At 72.6% G+C, this 17,128-nt stretch carries 15 protein-coding genes; 1 reads left to right on the forward strand and 14 read right to left on the reverse strand.

Going from position 1 to position 17,128, the window contains the following annotated elements; all coding sequences use genetic code 11:
- Nucleotides 1-97: 97 nt before the first annotated feature.
- Entirely contained in the window at nucleotides 98-955 is an 858-nt protein-coding gene (locus tag C1N71_RS11665) for a GNAT family N-acetyltransferase (protein WP_137756562.1), read from the forward strand.
- A 19-nt stretch (nucleotides 956-974) separates the two neighbouring features.
- On the opposite strand, the gene C1N71_RS11670 is transcribed toward C1N71_RS11665, so the two are convergent.
- The 14 genes from C1N71_RS11670 to guaB all read right to left on the reverse strand — a co-directional run bounded on the left by C1N71_RS11670 (nucleotide 975) and on the right by guaB (nucleotide 16,988).
- A complete protein-coding gene (locus C1N71_RS11670; RefSeq protein WP_137756563.1) occupies nucleotides 975-1,976 on the reverse strand; it encodes a bile acid:sodium symporter family protein in 1,002 nt (333 codons plus the stop codon).
- Between the two features lie 192 nt (nucleotides 1,977-2,168).
- Nucleotides 2,169-2,438: a YciI family protein gene (locus C1N71_RS15010; RefSeq protein WP_175414199.1), complete on the reverse strand. Its 270-nt coding sequence runs from the start codon at nucleotides 2,436-2,438 to the stop codon at nucleotides 2,169-2,171.
- A complete protein-coding gene (locus tag C1N71_RS15155; protein ID WP_217495996.1) occupies nucleotides 2,435-2,632 on the reverse strand; it encodes a hypothetical protein in 198 nt (65 codons plus the stop codon). The genes C1N71_RS15010 and C1N71_RS15155 overlap by 4 nt, the downstream gene beginning before the upstream one ends.
- Before the next feature lie 247 nt (nucleotides 2,633-2,879).
- Nucleotides 2,880-4,451: a glutamine-hydrolyzing GMP synthase gene (guaA, locus tag C1N71_RS11680; RefSeq protein ID WP_137756565.1), complete on the reverse strand. Its 1,572-nt coding sequence runs from the start codon at nucleotides 4,449-4,451 to the stop codon at nucleotides 2,880-2,882.
- Nucleotides 4,452-4,459: 8 nt separating this feature from the next.
- Nucleotides 4,460-4,885, reverse strand: a complete 426-nt coding sequence (locus C1N71_RS11685; protein WP_441297065.1) for a DUF3817 domain-containing protein — start codon at nucleotides 4,883-4,885, stop codon at nucleotides 4,460-4,462.
- Between the two features lie 54 nt (nucleotides 4,886-4,939).
- A complete protein-coding gene (locus tag C1N71_RS11690) occupies nucleotides 4,940-5,728 on the reverse strand; it encodes an SURF1 family cytochrome oxidase biogenesis protein (RefSeq protein WP_137756567.1) in 789 nt (262 codons plus the stop codon).
- Nucleotides 5,725-7,818: a rhamnan synthesis F family protein gene (locus C1N71_RS11695; protein ID WP_137756568.1), complete on the reverse strand. Its 2,094-nt coding sequence runs from the start codon at nucleotides 7,816-7,818 to the stop codon at nucleotides 5,725-5,727. Before C1N71_RS11695 ends, C1N71_RS11690 begins: the two co-directional genes overlap by 4 nt.
- Nucleotides 7,815-9,317, reverse strand: a complete 1,503-nt coding sequence (locus tag C1N71_RS11700; protein WP_137756569.1) for a glycosyltransferase — start codon at nucleotides 9,315-9,317, stop codon at nucleotides 7,815-7,817. Before C1N71_RS11700 ends, C1N71_RS11695 begins: the two co-directional genes overlap by 4 nt.
- A gap of 14 nt (nucleotides 9,318-9,331) precedes the next feature.
- A complete protein-coding gene (locus C1N71_RS11705; protein WP_137756570.1) occupies nucleotides 9,332-11,125 on the reverse strand; it encodes a glycerol-3-phosphate dehydrogenase/oxidase in 1,794 nt (597 codons plus the stop codon).
- A gap of 60 nt (nucleotides 11,126-11,185) precedes the next feature.
- Entirely contained in the window at nucleotides 11,186-12,301 is a 1,116-nt protein-coding gene (locus tag C1N71_RS11710) for a GuaB3 family IMP dehydrogenase-related protein (protein WP_137756571.1), read from the reverse strand.
- 218 nt (nucleotides 12,302-12,519) lie between these two features.
- Complete coding sequence (locus C1N71_RS11715) at nucleotides 12,520-13,179, reverse strand: PadR family transcriptional regulator (RefSeq protein ID WP_137756572.1); 660 nt, start codon at nucleotides 13,177-13,179, stop codon at nucleotides 12,520-12,522.
- Nucleotides 13,176-14,051, reverse strand: a complete 876-nt coding sequence (locus C1N71_RS11720; protein WP_254677992.1) for a DUF4097 family beta strand repeat-containing protein — start codon at nucleotides 14,049-14,051, stop codon at nucleotides 13,176-13,178. Before C1N71_RS11720 ends, C1N71_RS11715 begins: the two co-directional genes overlap by 4 nt.
- A gap of 192 nt (nucleotides 14,052-14,243) precedes the next feature.
- Nucleotides 14,244-15,170, reverse strand: a complete 927-nt coding sequence (locus C1N71_RS11725; RefSeq protein WP_137756573.1) for a hypothetical protein — start codon at nucleotides 15,168-15,170, stop codon at nucleotides 14,244-14,246.
- Nucleotides 15,171-15,485: 315 nt separating this feature from the next.
- Entirely contained in the window at nucleotides 15,486-16,988 is a 1,503-nt protein-coding gene (gene guaB, locus C1N71_RS11730; RefSeq protein ID WP_137756574.1) for an IMP dehydrogenase, read from the reverse strand.
- Between the last annotated feature and the right edge of the window lie 140 nt (nucleotides 16,989-17,128).

Raw genomic sequence — 17,128 nt, forward strand, 5'->3', positions numbered from 1 at the left:
ATCCAGGACGTCGCGCATGCGGGGCGCAGGTCGACCGCGGTGCGGATTCGTGCATCCCGGGCGTGTCGCGCCCTGGCATCCGTGGTTCGATCGAGGCATGGCGACGATCCCTCCCGCAGCCGACCTCCCTGCGCTCGTGGACGAGCTCGCGGCGTGGCAGCGCGACGACGCGCCACTGCAGCTGCACCCGGGCGACCTCGGCTGGCAGCAGCGGCTCGGCGCGGAGCCGCTCGCCGCCTCGCTGCGCACGTGGCACCTGGGCGACGCGCTCGTGGCCCTCGGCATGCTCGACGGGCCGGTGCTGCGCATCGCGATCGAGCCGCGCCTGCAGGTCGACCTCGCGCTGGCGCAGACGCTCACCGACGACCTCTCCGACGTCGATGGCGCCCTGCCGGGCGCGGACGCCGCGATCGAGGCGCCGACCGGCGCCGTGCTGCACGCCGTGCTCGCCGCGCGCGGCTGGACGCCCGACGAGGTGTGGCAGCCGCTGCGCCGCGACCTCGCCGAGCCGGTGCCGCCGCTCGCCGACGGCCTGCGCATCGAACTCGTCGACGCCGCGCTCACGGAGGAGCGCGTCGCGGTGCACCGGGCCTCGTTCGACGGCGGATCGTTCGACGCGGCTGCGTGGCACGCGATGGCCGCGGGGCCGGCCTACGCGGATGCGCGGTGCCTGCTCGTGCGCGACGCCGACGGCACGGCCGTCGCGGCCGCCACGGTGTGGTCGGCGGGAGCGGGACGCCCGGGCGTGCTCGAACCGCTCGGCGCGCACCGCGACCACCGCGGTCGGGGGCTCGGCACGGCGATCGCCGTCGCATCCGCGATCGTGCTGCGCGACCTGGGCGCGTCGAGCGCCCTCGTGTGCACGCCGTCGACGAACGTCCGCGGCATCGCGACGTACCGGTCGGCGGGCTTCGTCGACCTGCCCGAGCGCGCAGACCGGCGCAGGCCCCGCTGATCCGGATCGGGGACGCGGCTCAGCTCGCCGCGGCGTCCGCGCGCTCGACGCGCGGGGCGCCCTTCGGCGGGCGGCGCGACCAGAACGACGCGAGCAGCGAGCCCGAGACGTTGTGCCAGACCGAGAAGATCGCGGCGGGCACGGCGGCCTCGGGCGCGAAGTGCGTGCGGGCGAGCCCGGCCGCGAGGCCGGAGTTCTGCATGCCGACCTCGATCGAGACGGCGCGGCGCGCGGGCTCCTCGAGTCCGACGGCACGCGCGGCGACGTACCCGAGCACGAGGCCGACGCCGTTCAGCGCGACGACGATGCCGAGGATCGCGAGCCCCGAGGCGAGGATCGTCGACGCCGAGCCCGACACCACCGCGAGCACGACGAGCGTGATGCCGACGACCGACACGAGCGGCATCCACGCCACGATGCGCTCGACGGCGCGGGGCAGGAAGCGGCGCAGCAGCAGGCCGACGACGATGGGCACGATGACGATCTGCACGATGGAGACGAACAGGCCGACGGGGTCGACGGGCAGGTAGTCGCCCGCGAGCCAGAGCACGAGCAGCGGCGTGACGACGGGCGCGACGAGCGTGGACACGGTGGTCATCGCGACCGACAGCGCCGTGTCTCCCTTCGCGAGGAAGACCATGACGTTCGACGCGGTGCCGCCGGGCGCGGCGGCGACGAGGATGACGCCGACGGCGATCGCCGGCTCGAGCCCCAGCACCGAGACGAGCGCCCAGCCCGTGAGCGGCATGATGACGAACTGCGCGAGCACGCCGATGACGAGCGCGAAGGGCTTCCGGGCGACGATCGCGAAGTCGCTGCCGCGCAGCGTCATGCCCATGCCGAGCATGATGACCATGAGCAGCGGGGTCACGAGTGCCCCGAGCGGCAGGAACGGCGTGGGCACGAGCACGGCCAGGGCACCGGCCGCGAGCACGACGAGCGGGAACCACGTCCCCGCGATGCGCCCGACACGCGCGCCGGTCGTGTCGGAGGCGGTCGGTGCAGGGTCGTGCGCGGGCATGCGGATGCTCCTCGTCGAGGTTCGGGTGGTCGCATCGACGCTATCGACGTGCGCATCCCGCGCCCGGAAGACGTCGGCTGCCGTGCCGTCGACTCCGCTTCCGTCGCGCTGCTCCCCACGAGCTGGTCGGGGAGCGCGCGAGCCCGAGGGGCGAGCACGCGTCACGAGATCACGCGACGTGCCCTTCCGACGCTACCATGCGCATGGCTGGGCAGGCGCGGCGCTCGCGTGGTCTCGTGACGCGTGCTCGCTGCGCTCGCGCGCTCCTCGACCAGCTGGAGGGACGTCGCGAGCTCGGCTCGGCACGTCGGCCTCGCCGTGGATGCGACGCACCTCGAGGTGCATGCCGTCGGCGAGCGGTGCGTCGGCGGCGAGGGCGGTGGCGGCGGCGAGGTCGGCGGCCTCGACGATCCAGAACCCGTCGAAGAGCTCCTCGATCTCGTCGTATGGACCGTCGGTCACGAGGGGTGGCACCCACCGAAGTGCACCACGGCACCGTTGGCCGGGGCGTCGAGCCCGACCGCGGCGACGAGGGCGCCGGCGGCCTGCAGCCGCTCGTCGTAGGCCCTCATGGCGGCCATCATCGTCGGCACGTCCCCGTCGCGTCGCTCGATCGCCGCCCGATCGTCGTCGCGCATGATGAGCATGAGCTGCATGTCGTGGCCGCACTCCGAGAGACGCCCAGTGCATCCCTCTCTCGGCGGCCGCCGCGAGCGCGAGCGAGCGCCTGCCGCCGCAGCGCATCCCGCCCGCGCGGCCCCGAGCGCTCGGCGCGTGGATCGCGGGGTGTCGAGTGACGCAGACGACCGGAGGGGTCGTGGCCCCTAGGCCACGACCCCTCCGGTCGTCTGCGTTGTCCGAGCTGAGGAGCGATTCACGCGCCGAGCGCAGACCCGCGGGCCCTCACTCCCACTCGATCGTCCCCGGAGGCTTCGACGTCACGTCGAGCACGACGCGATTCACCTCCTCGACCTCGTTCGTGATCCGGTTCGAGATGCGGGCGAGCACGTCGTACGGCAGGCGCGTCCAGTCGGCCGTCATGGCGTCCTCCGACGACACGGGTCGCAGCACGACGGGGTGGCCGTAGGTGCGACCGTCGCCCTGGACGCCGACGGAGCGGACGTCGGCGAGCAGCACGACGGGGCACTGCCAGATCTCGCCGTCGAGGCCGGCGGCGGTGAGCTCGGCGCGTGCGATGGCGTCGGCGCGGCGCAGGGTGTCGAGGCGCTCCTCGGTGACCTCGCCGATGATGCGGATGCCGAGGCCGGGTCCGGGGAACGGCTGACGGCCGACGATGACCTCCGGCAGGCCGAGCTCGCGGCCGATGGCGCGCACCTCGTCCTTGAAGAGGGCGCGCAGCGGCTCGATGAGCTGGAACTGCAGGTCGTCGGGCAGGCCGCCGACGTTGTGGTGCGACTTGATGTTGGCGGTGCCGGTGCCGCCGCCCGACTCGACGACGTCGGGGTAGAGGGTGCCCTGCACGAGCCAGCGGATGGGCGCGCCGTCGGCGGCTGCCTCGGCGACGAGGTCGCGCTCGGCCTGCTCGAACGCGCGGATGAACTCGCGGCCGATGATCTTGCGCTTCGTCTCGGGGTCGGTGACGCCGGCGAGCGCGGAGAGGAACTGCTCGCGGGCGTCCACCGTCACGAGGCGCACGCCGGTGGAGGCGACGTAGTCCTGCTCGACCTGCTCCCGCTCGTCCTGCCGCAGGAGGCCGTGGTCGACGAAGATGCAGACGAGCTGGTCGCCGACCGCCTCGTGCACGAGCGCGGCGGCGACGGCGGAGTCGACGCCGCCGGAGAGGCCGCAGATGACGCGGTCGGTGCCGACCTGCTCGCGGATGCGCTGCACCTGCTCCTCGATGATGTTGTCCGACGCCCAGTCGCCTGGGAGTCCGGCGATGTCGTGGAGGAACGCCTCGATGACGCGCTGGCCGTGCTCGGAGTGCCGCACCTCGGGGTGCCACTGCACGCCGGCGAGTCGACGCTCGCGATGCTCGAACGCTGCGACGGGGGTGTCGACGGACGAGGCGAGCACCTCGAAGCCCTCCGGTGCCTCGGCGACGGCGTCGCCGTGGCTCATCCACACGGTCTGCGCGTCGGGCTGCTCGGCGAGGAGGCTGCCGGCGGCGCCGACGGTGACGGCGGTGGAGCCGTACTCGCGGTTGCCGGTGCGGGCGACCCGGCCGCCGAGCTGCGCCGCCATGACCTGGAAGCCGTAGCAGATGCCGAGCGTCGGGATGCCGAGGTCGAGGATCTCGGGGTCGAGGCGCGGCGCGCCCTCGGCGTAGACGCTCGACGGTCCGCCGGAGAGCACGATCGCGGCGGGATCCTTGGCCCGCACCTCCTCGGCGGTGATGCTCGACGGCACGATCTCCGAGTAGACGTCGGCCTCGCGCACGCGGCGGGCGATGAGCTGCGCGTACTGGGCGCCGAAGTCGACGACGAGGACGGGACGCTGGGAGGTGTCTGCCATCGGTTCCTTCACTGGCTGGGTGCGGCCGCCTGCTGCTCGAGCGCGGCGAGCTCGGCCTCGGCGATGCGGTGGATGCGGCGCTCGACGAAGAACGACAGCAGCGGCACGACGCCGCCTGCCGCCATGGCGAGCAGTCTGAGGAACGGCCAGCGCAGCAGGAGGAAGAGCCGGAAGTTCGAGATGAGGTAGACGACGTAGACCCAGCCGTGCACGATGAGCACGACGCGGGAGAGGTTGACGCCGGTCGTCGTGCCGTCGGGCACGAGACCCAGCACGCCGCTGCGGCCGAACGCCTCGATCTCCATGAGGAAGCCGTACTTGGCGACCATCTCGACGACGACGAGGAGCAGCAGCACGCCGGTGACGTACGCCATCACGCGGTAGAAGGCCAGCGCGCTCCGGATCTGCGGGATCTGCTGGACGGGCCTGGGCACGCACCCCATCCTACCGGCGGCGGATGCCGCGCCGAGCCGCGCGGGGACCGCTCCCTAGGTCGTCGAGGGCTCGTCGGCGGTCGCCGCCGCGGCGTCCTCGGCCGCCTCGCGCTCGCGCTCGCGCGCGTCCTGCACGAGTCGGAACCAGAGGTAGAAGGCGAAGATCGCGAAGGCGACCCATTCGATGGCGTAGAAGACGTTGAGCCAGTTCAGCTGCGTCTGCTGCTGCGGCGGCAGGGACACGATCGGCGCGAGGTCCGTGGGCGCCTCGTCGAGGATGACGTAGCCGGCGTAGACGTCGCCCTCGAAGCCCGGCCAGCGGTTGATGAGGTCGCCGACGCTCATCGCCTCGGTCGTGTCGCCCTCGAAGTCGGTGACGGTCGGGGACTCCGACGGCATGTAACGGCCCACGAGCATCCTGGGGCCGAGGTCGACGTCGGCGGCAGCAGCCTCGGCCTCGCCGCGCGTCGGCGCCCACCCGATGGCGACGGCGAGCGAATCGCCGGCGTCCGTGATGGCGCGCGCCGTGAGCCACGCGCCGCTGACGCCGTCCTGGTCGCGCCCGACGATCGTGAGGAACGAGGCGGGGTCGATCGCAGCCTCGGCCTCGACGATGCGTCCGCCCGCGACCGACAGCAGCGGCTCCTGCGGCTCGGCGACGGACGCGAGCGCGACGGGCGTCTCGGTGTCGCGCTCGTCCGCCTGCCCCTGCTCGACGGCGCGACCGATCTGCCACTGCCCGAGGGCGGCGAAGATCGCGGCGACCGCGAGCGCCGCGAGCAGCGCCCCGATCCACCGGGGGCGCCGCGCGACGTCGAGGAAGGAGGAAGCGGTGGCGGTCATGGTCGCGATCCTCGCTGGTCGACGAGCGCGTCGAGGATGGCGGGCCCCTCCTCGTCGAGCCGCAGCCGGTCGAACTCGATGGTGAACGACTCCCCGGGCACGAGCGCGCCGACGACGCGCAGCGATGCGTCCTCGTCGAGCAGGAGGTCGTCGCCCGCCTCGACGGCGCCGTCGATGCGCAGCTCGAGGGCCCCGCGGCTGCGGATGCGCGGCACGTCGCACAGCACGCGCGCCCCGTCGACCGGGTCGAGGTGCGCGCTCACGGCGCCCGGCGGCGGCACGAGGGTGATGCGCGACGTCCCGGCGCCGTCGGTGACGAACGCGACGTGCTCTGCGTCCACGCGACTGCCCCCGACGTCCCAGGCGATCGAGAAGGCGACGATCGTGCGCGCGTGGTGCCCGGGCTGCCCCGCCTCGGCCATCTGGCGCACGCGGTGCAGCAGCGCGCTGAAGCGCTCCTCGCCACCGCTGCCGACCTGGCTGCCGAGGCGGCGCAGGTAGTCGAGCGACGTGACGAGGGCGACGCTCGCGTGCTGCGGAGTGGTGACATGGCGCGTGAGCAGTCCGTTGGAGGCGACGATCGACGGCAGCGCCGTGCGCGCGTCCTCCGCGGACACGCCGAGCGTCTCGAGCCCCTCGGCGGCGTCGGGCAGGAGCCAGAGCGCCCCCGATGCCAGCGAGATCGGGTCCCGGCGCTCGTTCGTCGGCACGGCGCGGCCGATCGCGGCGAGCGCGGCGCGGATCCGATCGTGGCTGCCGCGCCATCCGTCGCCGAGCGCACCGAACCACGTCGCGTGCACCGGCGGCGCGGCGACGAGCAGACCGGTGTCGTCCGTCTCGAGCAGCCGCAGGATCCCTTCGACGTGCTCGCGGCTCGCGAGCACGTCGTCGATCGCCTGTCGCGCCGTCGACTCGGCGGCGGAGAAGGGGAAGGAGAGGCCGCTCGAGGGCCCTAGGAGGACGCACGCCGCGTCGATCGGATGCTCGCGGATGTCGCGCAGGCTCGTGCGCAGAGGATCGCCGCCGTCGAGCAGCACGCGCGACGCCTCGTCGCACGCGCCGCGGCAGCCGTGCTCGCACAGCACGACCACGTCGTCGACGCCGGCGGCGCGCGCGGCACGCACCGCCCGCACGGCGTCCATCCCCGCGCACGAGACGTAGGCGCGCAGACGCCGTGCCCGGTCGGGCTCGCGCGGCTCGACGACCTCGTGCAGCGCGAGCGTCGCATGGAGGTCGGCGACGTCGCAGGTGCGCAGCAGGTGCCGCAGCAGCGCGCGATGGTCGTACGACGTCCCGTCGCGCAGGTGGTCGTAGAGCCGTCGCGCGACGTCGTGCGAGGTCTCGTCGACGTAGGCGGCAGGACCTGCGAAGAACGACTTGCGCTTGAAGACGGGGCTGCGATGCTCCTGCAGGAGGCGCACCGGGTCGTTGAACAGCGGGTAGTACTGCTGCCCGATGGTGTCGGAGGTGTCGACGTATGCCGTCCAGCGGAAGCCGAGCTCCGCGAAGCGCTTCGTGAACACCACCTCGTGCTTGCCGACGGCGTCCGCGTAGGAGTGGATCGGAACCATGTGCTCCCAGTAGTCGCGGAACTCCGGCGACGTCGCGAGCGACCGGCGCACCGCGATGAAGTGCGACTGCAGATGGACCGGCAGGTAGCCGAGCTCGGAGTGCGTCGAGAAGGGGTCGAACGTCGCGCCGTTGTGCGTCGTGAGGCCCCAGAAGTCGTCGTCGCGGGCGGCCATCTCGTCGAACATCTCGGAGAGCGGGTGCACGGGCCCGAGGATCGTGAAGTTGCACAGCACGACCTCGTCGAAGCGCTCGAGCTCGTCCCACCCCTTCGCCCGCAGCGCCGTGCGGTACGCCCACACGTCGAAGCCCTCGTTGGCGCGCTGCAGCACGGTCGTGCGCGGCAGCGTCTCGAGCCGGTCGCGACCGGCGTCGTCGAGGAAGCCGTTCACCACGACGATGAGCTCGTGGCAGTGCGCGTGGATCGCCTCGAGCATGAGGAAGGTCGCATCGTCGACGACGCCCTCGGCGTCGTAGAGGAAGTAGATGCCGAGGCGACGCGCGTCAGGGCCGAGGATCACCGCCGGCGCCCTGCGTCCGCGTCGTCGCCCGCGACCCGGCCGAGCCGGTAGAACCGCGACTCGAGCACCTCGTCGTGCATGCGCCGCAGCGCCGCCGGGTCGGCGGCACGGACGTCCTGGAGCCGGATCGGGTAGCGACGCGTGATCCACCCCACGAGGTGGCGTGCCGCTCCGGTCACCATCCAGGGCCGTGACAGCAGCAGCTCGACCAGCGCGAGCCGCTGCTCCTCGAGCCGCTGCTGGCGCGCGAGCCGACGCTCGGCCCGCTCCCGCGCACGCTCGGCGGCCTCGGCGCGCTCGATCGCGCGATGCATGTCGGCGCGGGCTGCGGTGAGGCGCTGCCCGATCACGAGCACCTCGGTCTCGCGGCGGTCGCGGGCCTCGGCTGCGGACGCGTGCGACTCCCGGACGAGGGCGAGCTCGCGCTCGGCCTCGCGCGCGGCGTGGTCGCGGCTGCGCATGAGCCGGTAGAGGTCGCCGTAGAGACGGCCGAAGGAGGCGAGGCGTCGGACGTCGGCCTTGGACGCGGGTGGTGCAGGTCGCAGGCGCTCGTCGGCGAGCAGGGCGTCGATGCGCGTCGAGAGCCGCCAGCGCTCGGCGTGCCGGGTGCGATGCCGCTCGGCGAACGCGCGCGCGACGGGGAACCCCTCGACGAGCTCGCGCGCCAGGGTCTCCGCGTCGATGCGACGCTGTGTCTTCTGGCCCGAGAACGCCCAGTGCAGCTCGGGCTCCAGCGTGGTGTCGTCGAGCCAGCCGACGCCACCGAAGTGGTCGTATACGTACGCCGGGATGCCCATCGAGAGCGCGTACTGCACGGTCTTGCCGATGGTGACCACCGCGTCGTACTGCTCGAGCACGTCGGGCGTCACGCGCTTGGGCTCGTCGTGCACGCCGAGCCTGCCCACGACGATGCCGCGAGCCTCGAGCAGCGCGACGGCGTCGCGCACCTCGTCCGGCGGATGGTTGGAGACGACGAGCACGCGCTCCAGCGGGCCGGTGCGCGGCTCGCGCGGGTGGTCGGCGAACGCGTCCGGTGCAGGGTTGTCGACGAGCAGCATCCTGTCGTCGGCGACGCCGAACTCGCCGAGCACCTCGAGGACACGGCCGCACATGCCCGCCGAGAGCGCGGTCACGCGCGACTCGACGTCCGCGAGGATCGGCATCTCCACGTCCTGGAAGCGCGACAGGTGATGCCACACGATCGGTGCGTCGACGCCTTCCTCGAGCCGCTCGAGGAAGGCGGGCGGCAGCACGCCGTGCTGCATCCACACGAGGTCGTAGTCGTCGTCGAAGCGCTCGGACGGGCTCGCCTCGACGAGCCGGAGGCGCCCCTCGTGCGGCAGCGACGTCAGCTCGTCGACCATCGGCGAGCCGAGCTCGTTGGTGTAGACGTCGACGCGCCAGCCGCGACCGATCAGGTGCTCGACGAGCTCGAGCACGACCATCTCGGACCCCGCATAGGACCGGAGGTGGTTCGTCCCGATCAGTGCGTGCGGCATGCTCCTATCGTGCCCTAGCCAGCCTGGGCCCGCGTCCCGACCGGCTCGGCGACGGGCAGCGCCCCCAGCGGCACGATCTCGGGCGCCTCCGTGCGCGCGCGGTCGGCGGACTCGTCGTCCGGCAGCTCCTGGCTCGCGAGCTCGGCCGCGACGCGCTTGTTGTAGGTGTTGATCTCCTTCTCGATCCGCTCCTCGTCCCAGCCGAGCGCCTCGGCCATGATGCGAGCGGCGACGGGCGCTGCGGCGACGCCGCGATCCCACGCCTCGATCGAGATGCGCGTGCGGCGCGCGAGCACGTCGTCGAGGTGCAGCGCACCCTCGGCGAGGCACGCGTAGCGCACCTCGGCGCCGAGGTAGTCGTCGGCCCCCGGCAGCGGCTCGGCGAGCTCGGGGCGCTCGCGGATGATGTCGAGCAGGTCGTCGGTCATGACGCCGTAGCGGTTCAGCAGGTGCTCGACGCGGTGCTTGTGCAGCCCGAACGCCTTCGCGATCTTGCCGCGCTTGTTCCACGCGGCGCGGTAGCCGACGGCGCCGAGCAGCGGGATGTCCTCCGTGCACGACGGCGGGACCTTGCCATCGATCGCCGACACCGCCTCGTCGATCGCGTCCTTCGCCATCACGCGGTACGTCGTCCACTTGCCGCCGGCGATCATGACGAGGCCGGGCACCGTGTGGGAGACGTGGTGCTCGCGCGAGAGGTTCGCGGTCGAGCCGCCCTCCGCGGCGGCGAGCAGCGGCCGCAGCCCCGCGTAGACGCCCTCGACGTCGGCGCGCGTGAGCTTCGTCGCGAGCACGGAGTTCACGTGCTCGAGGATGTAGTCGATGTCGGCCGCCGTCGCCGCCGGGTGCGCCTTGTCGAGCTCCCAGTCGGTGTCCGTCGTGCCGATGATCCAGTGCCGCCCCCACGGGATCACGAAGAGCACCGACTTCTCGGTGCGCAGCAGCAGGCCCATCGAGGAGTGGAAGCGGTCGCGCGGCACGACGAGGTGGACGCCCTTCGACGCGCGCACGCGGAAGTCGCCGCGCTCGCCGACCATCGCCTGCGTGTCGCCCGTCCACACGCCGGTCGCGTTCACGACCTGCTTCGCGCGGATCTCGAAGCGCTCGCCCGTCTCGTAGTCGTGCGCCTGGATGCCGACGACGCGCTCGCCGACCTTGAGGAACCCCTCGGCGCGGACGCGGCTGGCGACGTGGGCGCCGTAGAACGACGCCGTCCGCGCGAGCTCGGCGACGTAGCGGGCGTCGTCGACCTGCGCGTCGTAGTAGGTGAGGCCGCCGACGAGCGCGTTCGGGTCGAGCGACGGGATCTCCTTGAGCATCTGCTTCTTCGTCAGGTGCCGGTGGAGGGGGACGCCCGGGCGCATGAACCCCGTGTAGCTGAAGGCGTCGTACAGCGCCATGCCCGCGCCGATGTAGCCGCGCTCGAGCTGGTTCGTCAGCGGGTACAGGAAGCGGACGGGCTTCACGAGGTGCGGTGCGATGCGCTGCAGCAGCAGGCCGCGCTCGATGAGCGCCTCGCGCACGAGCCCGAAGTTCAGCTGCTCGAGGTAGCGGATGCCGCCGTGGATGAGCTTCGACGACCGGCTCGACGTGCCCGAGGCGAAGTCGCGCGCCTCCACGAGCCCGACGCGCAGGCCGCGCGTCACGGCGTCGAGCGCCGATCCGACGCCGACGATGCCGCCGCCGATCACGAGCACGTCGACCTCGCGCTCGCGCATCGACGCGAGCGCCTTCGCGCGCTCCTCCGGACCGAGGTTGGCCGATCGACGCACGCTCTTCGACGGCGCGGTCTGCTGCTTGCCTGCCATGTGCCTCCCCTTTCCCTCGAGGGATCCTTCGGGCCCAGTGGGTCCTCGAGCCATCCGGCGCTAGCGTCGCGGTGCCACCACGACGTCGATGCGCTGGAACTCCTTGACGTCCTTGTAGCCGGTCGTCGCGAGCGCCTTGCGCACCGCTCCGACGATGTTCGCCGTGCCGTCGGCGACGGGCGCGGGGCCGTTCAGCACCACCTCGAGGTCGCCGACCTGCTCGACCTGGACGCGGTTGCCGCGCGGCAGCTTCTGGTTGTGCGCCTCCGGGCCCCAGTGCCAGCCGCGACCCGGCGCATCCGTCGCCCGCGCGAGCGCCGTGCCGAGCATCGCAGCGTCGGCACCGCAGGCGAAGGCCTTGACGATGTCGCCGGAGGTGCCCAGCGAGCCGTCGGCGATGACCTGCACGTAGCGGCCGCCCGACTCGTCGAGGTAGTCGCGGCGAGCCGCGGCGACGTCGCTGACCGCCGTCGCCATCGGCGCGTGGATGCCGAGCACCGAGCGGCTCGTCGAGGCCGCGCCGCCGCCGAAGCCGACGAGCACGCCGGCCGCGCCCGTGCGCATGAGGTGCAGCGCAGCCGTGTACGTGACGACGCCGCCGACGATCACCGGCACGTCGAGCTCGTAGATGAACTGCTTGAGGTTCAGCGCCTCGCCGGACTTCGTGACGTGCTCGGCGGAGACAGTGCTGCCGCGGATGACGAAGAGGTCGACGCCCGCCTCGATGACGGTCTGGTAGTGCTCCTGCACGGCCTGCGGGCTCAGCGAGCCCGCGACCGTGACGCCGGCGTCTCGGACCTCGGACAGGCGCTGCCGGATGAGCTCGGGCCGCACGGGCTCGGCGTAGATCTCGCGCATGCGGCTCGTCGCGAGGTCGGCGGGCAGGCCCGCGATCTCGGCGAGCAGCGGCTCGGGGTCGTCGTAGCGCGTCCACACGCCCTCGAGGTTGAGCACGCCGAGGCCGCCGGCGCGTCCGAGCGCGATGGCGGTGCGGGGGCTCATGACCGAGTCGGTCGGCGCGCCGAGCACCGGCATCTCGAACCGGAACGCGTCGATCTGCCACGCGAGCGAGACGACGTCGCTGTCGCGCGTGCGCCTCGTCGGCACGACCGCGACGTCGTCGAATCCGTACGCCGGTCGTGCGCTCTTGGCCAGCCCGAGCTCGATCTCCGCCACGACCCCAGCCTAGTCCCGCGCGACGATGCGCTCCCCCGGCGTCCGCTGAGGGAGGACCCTCGTGCGCGACGTGCTACCGGTGCGTGCCGCCGCGTTCGATCTCGTCCCGAAGTACGCATCTCGTTCCGAGGTACTCGTCCTGCTACCAGGTACGCCGATTGCAGCACCTGGTCGCGAGATGGGTACCTCGCAACGTCGGGCGGGATGCCCAGCCGCGCCTAGCGACCGACGATCGCCCGGATGCGGGCGGCGGTCGCATCCACCTCGGCCAGGACCTCGCGTGCCGTCGCCGCCGTCACCGACGCGCCACGGACGAGCGTGCGCACCTCCGCGCGCAGCCGCGTGGCGGCGAGGTCGACCTCGTGCACGGCGGCGCGCAGCTCGGCGCGATCCTCGCCGCGCGGCTCCGAGCGTCCATGCGTGGTCGACGACGCGGGCTCGGGCTCGGCATCGTTCGACGGCGAGGGCGACGGCGCGGCAGTGCGCGACGAGCGCGCCTCGCGCTCGGCGGCGGCGAGGTCGGCACGCAACGTGCGCATGGCGTCGCGGACGCCGCCGCGCACCTCGTCGGCGAGGCGCCGCACCGAGTCGCCGATCTCCGACTCGAGCGCGTCGAGCTCGCCCTGCCGATCGGCGAGGTGCGCGCGTCCCGCATCCGTGATCTCGTACCGGGTGCGACGCCCGTCGGCGTGCTTGGCGACGAGCCCCTCCTCCTCGAGCCTCGACAGGCGCGGATAGATGGTGCCGGCCGACGGCTGGTAGGTGCCGCCGAAGCGTCGCTCGAGGGCCTGCATGACCTCGTACCCGTGCATCGGGGACTCCGCGAGCAGCGCGAGCAGGTACAGGCGCAGCGCGCCGTGCGCGAAGACGGGGCTCATCGACGGACGACCGCGTGGTCGCCGGAGACGCTGTTGAGCGTGATCCGCGCCGCGGGGCCCGTGCCCGGCTCGCTGTGGCGTCCGCCGCGCTTCGGCAGCGCCGTGCCCAGCACGCGACCGCTGCCGGAGACCGTGTTCGTGACGACCTCGAGCGCGACGTCCTCGTCGACGCGCACGGTGGCGTCGCCGGAGACGCCGTTGACCGAGACGGCGTCGACGGGGCCGAGCACGTCGAGCAGCACGTCGCCCGAGACCGTGTCGACGCCGACGCGGCGCGACCTGCCGGACATCGTGACGTCGCCCGAGAGGGCGTGCACCTGCACGTCGCCGTCGAGGCCGGTCGCCTCCACGTCGCCGGAGACCGTGTTGACCTGCACCGTGCCCGTCACGCCGTCGAGCTGCACGTCGCCCGAGACGGTGCTGACGTCGGCGCCGGCGGAGAGGCCCGCGACGAGCCCCTGCGCCGTGACCTGGCCGTAGGTGAGCGAGACGTGCCGCGGCACGAGGATGCTGACCTCGACGCGACCGCGCTCGGTGCCCAGCGACTTCAGCGACTCGATGAGGTTCGACCAGCGCAGCAGCGGATGCGCGACGGTGAGCGCGCCGTCGTCGAGCGACACCTCGAGGTCGCGTCCGTCGACGCGGTGCACCTCGACGCGCGCCCACGGCTCGTCGTGTCCGACGACGTCGACGCTGCCGGCGATGACGCCCACCTTGAGCCGGCGCACGCCCTCGAGGGTGATCGTGCGCGTCTCGCCCGGTCGCACCGTCCAACGCTCGAGGCTCGAGTCGGCCGGCGTCGACCCCTCGAACGTGCCCTGCTCGTTCGTCTCCATGACGGCTCCCCACTCCATGCGCGACTCGCGATGCATCGCGTCTTCCAAGTCACGATATATCGCGTTCTTCGCTGCCGCAACCCTCGAGCCCTGCCGTTGCGAGGTGCGCTTCCTGCGCCGGGGTGCGCTTCCTACGGCGTCCGCCGATGCGAGGTGCGCGTGCTGCAGTGAGGTGGCGTTGCAACGGCACCTCAGTGCAGCAACCGCACCTCCCAACGTCGGTCTGCGTCACGGGAGGAGGCGCACGCCAGCCGGCAGCACGGGGTCGCGCCGCCGCAGGCCCGCAGCGCGCAGGATGCGTGCGAGTCGCTCGGGTCGCACGACGTCGTCCCACGTCCACCGACAGAGGTCTGCCACGCGGCGGATCGCATCCTCCCGGCGCTTCTCAGCGACGAGCGCATCGACGCCCGTGCGGCCCGAGGCCGATGCGAGGGCGCCGTACTTGACGAGGCCATCGAACTCGCCCAGCAGCCATCGATCGTCGAGCCGCCAGCCGAAGTCGGCTCGGAACGATCCGAGATCCGTCCGGACCTCGACCTGCAGCTCGGGGGCAGGAAAGCCGAGCAGCGCGATCGCCACCCGGCTGCGCGACTCCCCCACCGACTCCGACCGACCATCGGCGAACGCGACCGACCACCGCGCGCGGGCGCCGCCCTGCCGGCTCTGATACGCGAGCGCTCCGAGGATGTCGTCGACGTCGACCGTCCCCGCTGCAAGCGCAGCGTCCACGGATGCGACCGCAGCGCTCGGGATCCGCCGTCGGCCGATGTCGGCCAAGGTCCATGCGACGCTCGAGCACCGCAGTCCTTCGACCTCGACGACGTGCTCGGGGCGGATCGGCAGATGCGAGTTGCGGACGCCGGCACGACCGCCCGACATCGCGGGATCGCCGGTGCTGAACACGTGGCTCGGCTCCGAGCCGAACGGCAGGCCGTGCAGCATGAGGGCGGACTCGAGCGCGAGCACGATGCCGGGTCGCGCCAACCCGACCGCCTTCACCCGCGCGCGGTACCGCTGCTCGGGGTCGGCCGCTGCGAGGGCAGCAGCGTCCACGTAGGCGCCGCGACGGACGCGTGCGAGTCCTCGTGAGCGCGAGGGCACGAGACCGAGCGCGTGCACCTGCGAGGTCTGGACGATGTCGAGCGGATCCGGCATGGTCGCACCCTGTCGGCCAGCCGTCGATCGCGTGCCGACAGCATCCGAGGCTGTGGATGCCGCCGGCCTGTGAGGGACGCTTCATCGTTGCGAGGTGCGCCTGCTGCACTCAGGGGCCGTTGCAACGGCACCTCGCAGCAGCAGGCGCACCTCGGAACGATTGCGGCGTCGGGAACCGCACCTCACTGCACGAAACGCACCTCGGAGCGACCACATCGGCCGCAAGCGCACCGCACTGCACGAAGCGCACCTCGGAACGACGACACGCCCCCCCGCCGGAGCGAGGGGCGCGCACGAGGTCCAGCGGAGCGCGCGTCAGCGGCGGTAGTTCGGCGCCTCGACGACCATCTGGATGTCGTGCGGGTGCGACTCCTTGAGGCCCGCCGCCGTGATGCGCACGAACCGGCCCTTCGTCTGCAGCTCGCCGATCGTGCGGCCGCCGACGTAGAACATCGACTGCCGCAGGCCGCCCGTGAGCTGGTAGGCGACGGTCGCGAGCGGGCCGCGGTACGGCACCTGCCCCTCGATGCCCTCGGCGATGAGCTGCTCGTCGGAGGGCACGTCTGCCTGGAAGTAGCGGTCGCGCGAGTACGACGTCTTCTTGCCGCGCGTCTGCATCGCCCCGAGCGAGCCCATGCCGCGGTACGTCTTGAACTGCTTGCCGTTGATGAGCACGAGATCGCCGGGCGACTCGTCCGTGCCGGCGAGCAGCGAGCCGAGCATGACGGACGACGCACCCGCGACGAGCGCCTTCGCGATGTCGCCCGAGTACTGCAGGCCGCCGTCGGCGATCACCGGCACGCCCGCGGGCGTCGCGGCGAGCGACGCCTCGTAGACGGCGGTCACCTGCGGCACCCCGACGCCGGAGACGACGCGCGTCGTGCAGATCGAGCCGGGCCCGACGCCTACCTTGACGGCGTCGACGCCCGCGTCGACGAGCGCCTGCGCGCCCTCGCGGGTCGCGACGTTGCCGCCGATGATGTCGACGCCGTCGAAGCGCGCGTCGCCCTTCAGCCGCGTGACGATGTCGATGACGCCCTGCGACTCGCCGTTGGCGGTGTCGACGACGATGACGTCGACGCCCGCCTCGAGCAGCGCCTCGGCGCGGTCGTAGGCGTCGCCGAAGAAGCCGATCGCCGCGCCCACCCGCAGGCGGCCGTGCTCGTCCTTCGTCGCGAACGGGTACTGCTCGACCTTGTCGAAGTCCTTGATGGTGATGAGGCCGGCGAGCCGACCGTCCTCGTGCACGAGCGGCAGCTTCTCGAGCTTCGAGGCCCGGAAGATCTCGAGCACGTCCTCGCGCGACGTGCCGACGGGCGCCGTCGTGAGGGGCGCAGGCGTCATGACGTCGCGCACGAGCGTGGATGCGGCATCCGCGCGGGCGACGAAGCGCATGTCGCGGTTGGTGATGATGCCGAGCAGGTGCCCGCCCTCGTCGACGACCGGCAGGCCCGACACCTTGTACTGGCCGCAGATCGCGTCGACCTCGGCGACCGTCGCGTCCGGGCCGATCGTCACGGGATCGGTGATCATGCCCGACTCCGACCGCTTCACGCGGTCGACGATCGCCGCCTGCTCCGCGATCGCGAGGTTGCGGTGCACGATGCCGATGCCGCCCTGGCGCGCCATCGCGATGGCCATGCGCTCCTCGGTGACGGTGTCCATCGCGCTCGACACGAGCGGCACGGCGAGCCGGATGCGGCGCGAGAGCCACGTCGAGGTGTCCGCCTCGCTGGGGATGACGTCGGTGCGGCCGGGCAGCAGCATGACGTCGTCGTAGGTGAGTCCTGTGAAGCCGAACGGGTCGCGCGTGTCCATCGCCATCCATCGTACGAGTAACGATTCGGTCCCGAGTGCCGCCTCGGGCAAGAGACGAAACATGCTCGACACCGTCACCGGGCTATGGTGACTCCACCGTGCAACGGGCACCGCGCCCATCGCATTCCCACCAGGCGTGC

The sequence above is a fragment of the Agrococcus sp. SGAir0287 genome (genome assembly GCF_005484985.1).
In the GTDB taxonomy this organism is placed as follows: Bacteria; Actinomycetota; Actinomycetes; order Actinomycetales; family Microbacteriaceae; genus Agrococcus.